At 33.0% G+C, this 2,924-nt stretch carries 4 protein-coding genes; 3 read left to right on the top strand and 1 reads right to left on the bottom strand.

Annotated elements, in window-relative coordinates; all coding sequences use genetic code 11:
* The first annotated feature begins 201 nt into the window (after positions 1–201).
* The 3 genes from mtnN to BFA01S_RS21235 all read left to right on the top strand — a co-directional run bounded on the left by mtnN (position 202) and on the right by BFA01S_RS21235 (position 1,724).
* Entirely contained in the window at positions 202–903 is a 702-nt protein-coding gene (mtnN, locus tag BFA01S_RS21245) for a 5'-methylthioadenosine/S-adenosylhomocysteine nucleosidase (RefSeq protein WP_066235594.1), read from the top strand.
* A 94-nt stretch (positions 904–997) separates the two neighbouring features.
* Positions 998–1,246, top strand: coding sequence for a YrhC family protein (locus BFA01S_RS21240; RefSeq protein ID WP_066235592.1), 249 nt, complete (start codon positions 998–1,000; stop codon positions 1,244–1,246).
* Between the two features lie 97 nt (positions 1,247–1,343).
* Positions 1,344–1,724, top strand: coding sequence for a TIGR02328 family protein (locus tag BFA01S_RS21235; RefSeq protein ID WP_066235590.1), 381 nt, complete (start codon positions 1,344–1,346; stop codon positions 1,722–1,724).
* A gap of 88 nt (positions 1,725–1,812) precedes the next feature.
* On the opposite strand, the gene BFA01S_RS21230 is transcribed toward BFA01S_RS21235, so the two are convergent.
* A complete protein-coding gene (locus tag BFA01S_RS21230) occupies positions 1,813–2,643 on the bottom strand; it encodes an STAS domain-containing protein (RefSeq protein WP_066235589.1) in 831 nt (276 codons plus the stop codon).
* Positions 2,644–2,924 lie beyond the last annotated feature (281 nt).

The following is a 2,924-nucleotide window of genomic DNA, read 5'->3' as shown; positions in this document are numbered from 1 at the left end:
GGACCTTTACGGGTAGTTGATTTCCCGCTTAGCTTCCTCGAATTGTTAGAACTCTGAAGTGGAAATCTTACTGCCCGTTGAGGCTGGGATAAAATAAGAAGGAAAGGCTGACATTTAAGTTAGCCTTTTTTGTTTGAATTTAGCCAACTGTCATAAATAAATGGTACTATATCATTATTATCGAAGAAGGGATTGAAGGAAATGAAAGTAGCAATAATTGGAGCAATGGAAGAAGAAGTTACGATATTAAGAGATCAATTGGAAAATCGGACAACAGAAGTGATTGCAGGGAGTGAATTTACAGAAGGCAGTTTCAAAGGAATAGATGTCATTCTGTTAAAATCAGGAATTGGAAAAGTGAATGCTTCTTTAAGTACTACATTATTATTAGATCGTTATAAGCCGGATTATGTTATTAATACCGGATCAGCAGGAGGATTTCATGAATCATTAAATGTTGGAGATGTCGTTATTTCCACAGAGGTACGCCATAATGATGTAGATGTAACTGTTTTTGGTTATGAATATGGTCAAGTACCTGGACTTCCAGCTGCATTTTTACCAGACGAGAAATTAGTTCAAATTGCACTGGAAAAGGCGAAAGAAGCCGAAGGAATTCAAGTAGTAAGCGGCTTAATTGTTACAGGTGATTCATTTTTAAGTGATCCTGTACGAGTAGATTTCATTCGCTCAAAATTCGAAAACCTTTATGCAGGGGAAATGGAAGCAGCCGCAATTGCACAAGTATGTCATCAATTTAATATTCCATTTGTCATTATCCGTGCTTTATCTGATATTGCAGGTAAGGAATCAAATATTTCATTTGATCAGTTTTTACATAAAGCTGCGAAACATTCAGCAGAATTAGTATTGAAAATTGTGGAAGAACTGGAAAATAAATAGATACCACTCGTTAGTTGGATAAATTTACATCCTCTATTTTATAACGCCTTATGTTAAAGTTAATTTACAATTTAATGTAAGCGGGTGATTTTTTATGAACAAAAATAGATTAAGAGCCCTTATGAATGATTTTAAAAGATATGCTTTTACTTTACTAGCAGTTAGTGTTTTTCTATATATAGGTGTCGTTCTTCCGAAACAGGCAGAAGCGTCAATAAATAATATATTATTAATGATTACGACTAGTTTGTTTTTAATTGGTTCATTTATATTTTTTCAAAAATCACTCCAATATAAACGACAATTGGATAAAATAGAAGAGAATGAAGAGATTTCAAATTAATCAACTTCTAAATCAGTATTTTATAGTGAAAAGCGAGGAATAATTAGTTTCTCGTTTTTTTCTGTACGGGCAGTTAAAAGTATTTTGAGGTGAGTTTATGAGGTTATGGCATGAGCATTTAATTGATCGATTACCAAGACAGCAATTATTAGGACAGCATCGAGAATGTGCGGCTTTAAGGGGAAACGGCTGGGGCAAGCCTCATGCAACTGTTAATTATGTATTCGAACACAGCTACTCTAAACTATTTTATTATCACCATTTAATTATGCAAGAAATGAAGAGAAGGGGATACAAGGTGACAGAAGAATGGCTTGATCCAAAATATCGCGGAAAGAAATGTGCCCCATTGAAAGATGATTTAAATATTGATATCAACTGGTTATACAGCAAATCAGAAACTATTTATAAGGAACATAATGAATGTTATTTGAAAGAATGCTTGGATAACTTAAAGGAGAAGGGAATTATTATTTAAAATTACAATAGAAAAAAATGATAAAAATAGTCAGCCCCACAGCTTCATAAAAATCGTGAGGTCTGACTATTATGGGGCAATAACTCAATCAGGAAATGGTTGTATCTTCGAAATGCAGATAAGATAATGCTTTTTGTAAAGTTGAAAATGTAGGTATAGCTGAAAAATCAATTCCAAGTTGTACAGCAGTTTGTGCAACTTCTGGTCTAATACCGGTAATAAGACATGTTACACCGAGGAGATTGACTGATGATACGACTAGAAATATTTGGTTTGCCACCATTGTATCAACGATAGGTACACCAGACAGATCAATAACGAGATAATCTACCTTTTTCTCCTGGCATTGCATAAGTGTGGATTCGAGGATAAATTTTGCTCTTTGGGTATCAATTTCACCGATTAATGGAAGGATACTTATTTTATTTGTTAATGTAATTATTGGAGAACTCAGCTCCAGGATCATTTCTTTTTGAGCAGATAAGTTTTTGTTAAGAACTTGAGTGTACAGGCTTACAAATTCTTCGATTAGCGTATCAAAAGCAAAATGAAATAAGTATGACCACTCCAAAATATCCTTAGGAGTAATATTTGCAGTGTCGGATAATGTGAATTCACTAATTTTCTTCCAATAAATTTGCCTGAATTGTTTGAATTGAGAGATGATATCACTAATTTGTGTATTGCTTTCCACTCTGTCATTGGCGACTTCACTTGCCCATTTCTTTATAGGTTCATAAATTGATTCTTTATCAGGAATGATAAAAACAGCTGCTATTGTATGTATAAATTTCTTATTTTGCTTTCTTAATCTTTCTTTCACTTTTTCTGGAGCATCAGGTGCATATACCGTTCCTTTTGCTGCATGTTTTGATTGTATCCATGTGTCTGTTAATTCTGTACAATGATCAATGATCAATGATGAAATCGTATAGTAACTGATTTTTATTATCCATATGTTTCTCCTTACATGCTTTTAGTATCTTGTTTCAAGAATACTACAATATAAAACTAATAAGGAGAAATTTTCAATAAATAGTCCAAAGGTCATATAAAAGGATTTTTTTTACAATTATTAGTTGGATTAATTATTAAATGTGAGAGAAGACTGTCTTAATAGTACGGAAATAAGACAGCCTCATATCTTCATTAATTTATCCCAGCCTTAACGGGCAGTAAGACTCCCATTTCAAAATTCTA

This window comes from Metabacillus fastidiosus NBRC 101226, from assembly GCF_001591625.1.
Lineage (GTDB): Bacteria > Bacillota > Bacilli > Bacillales > Bacillaceae > Metabacillus > Metabacillus fastidiosus.
Note: the sequence above shows the minus strand (reverse complement) of the source record. Positions and strands in the feature narration are given on the sequence as shown.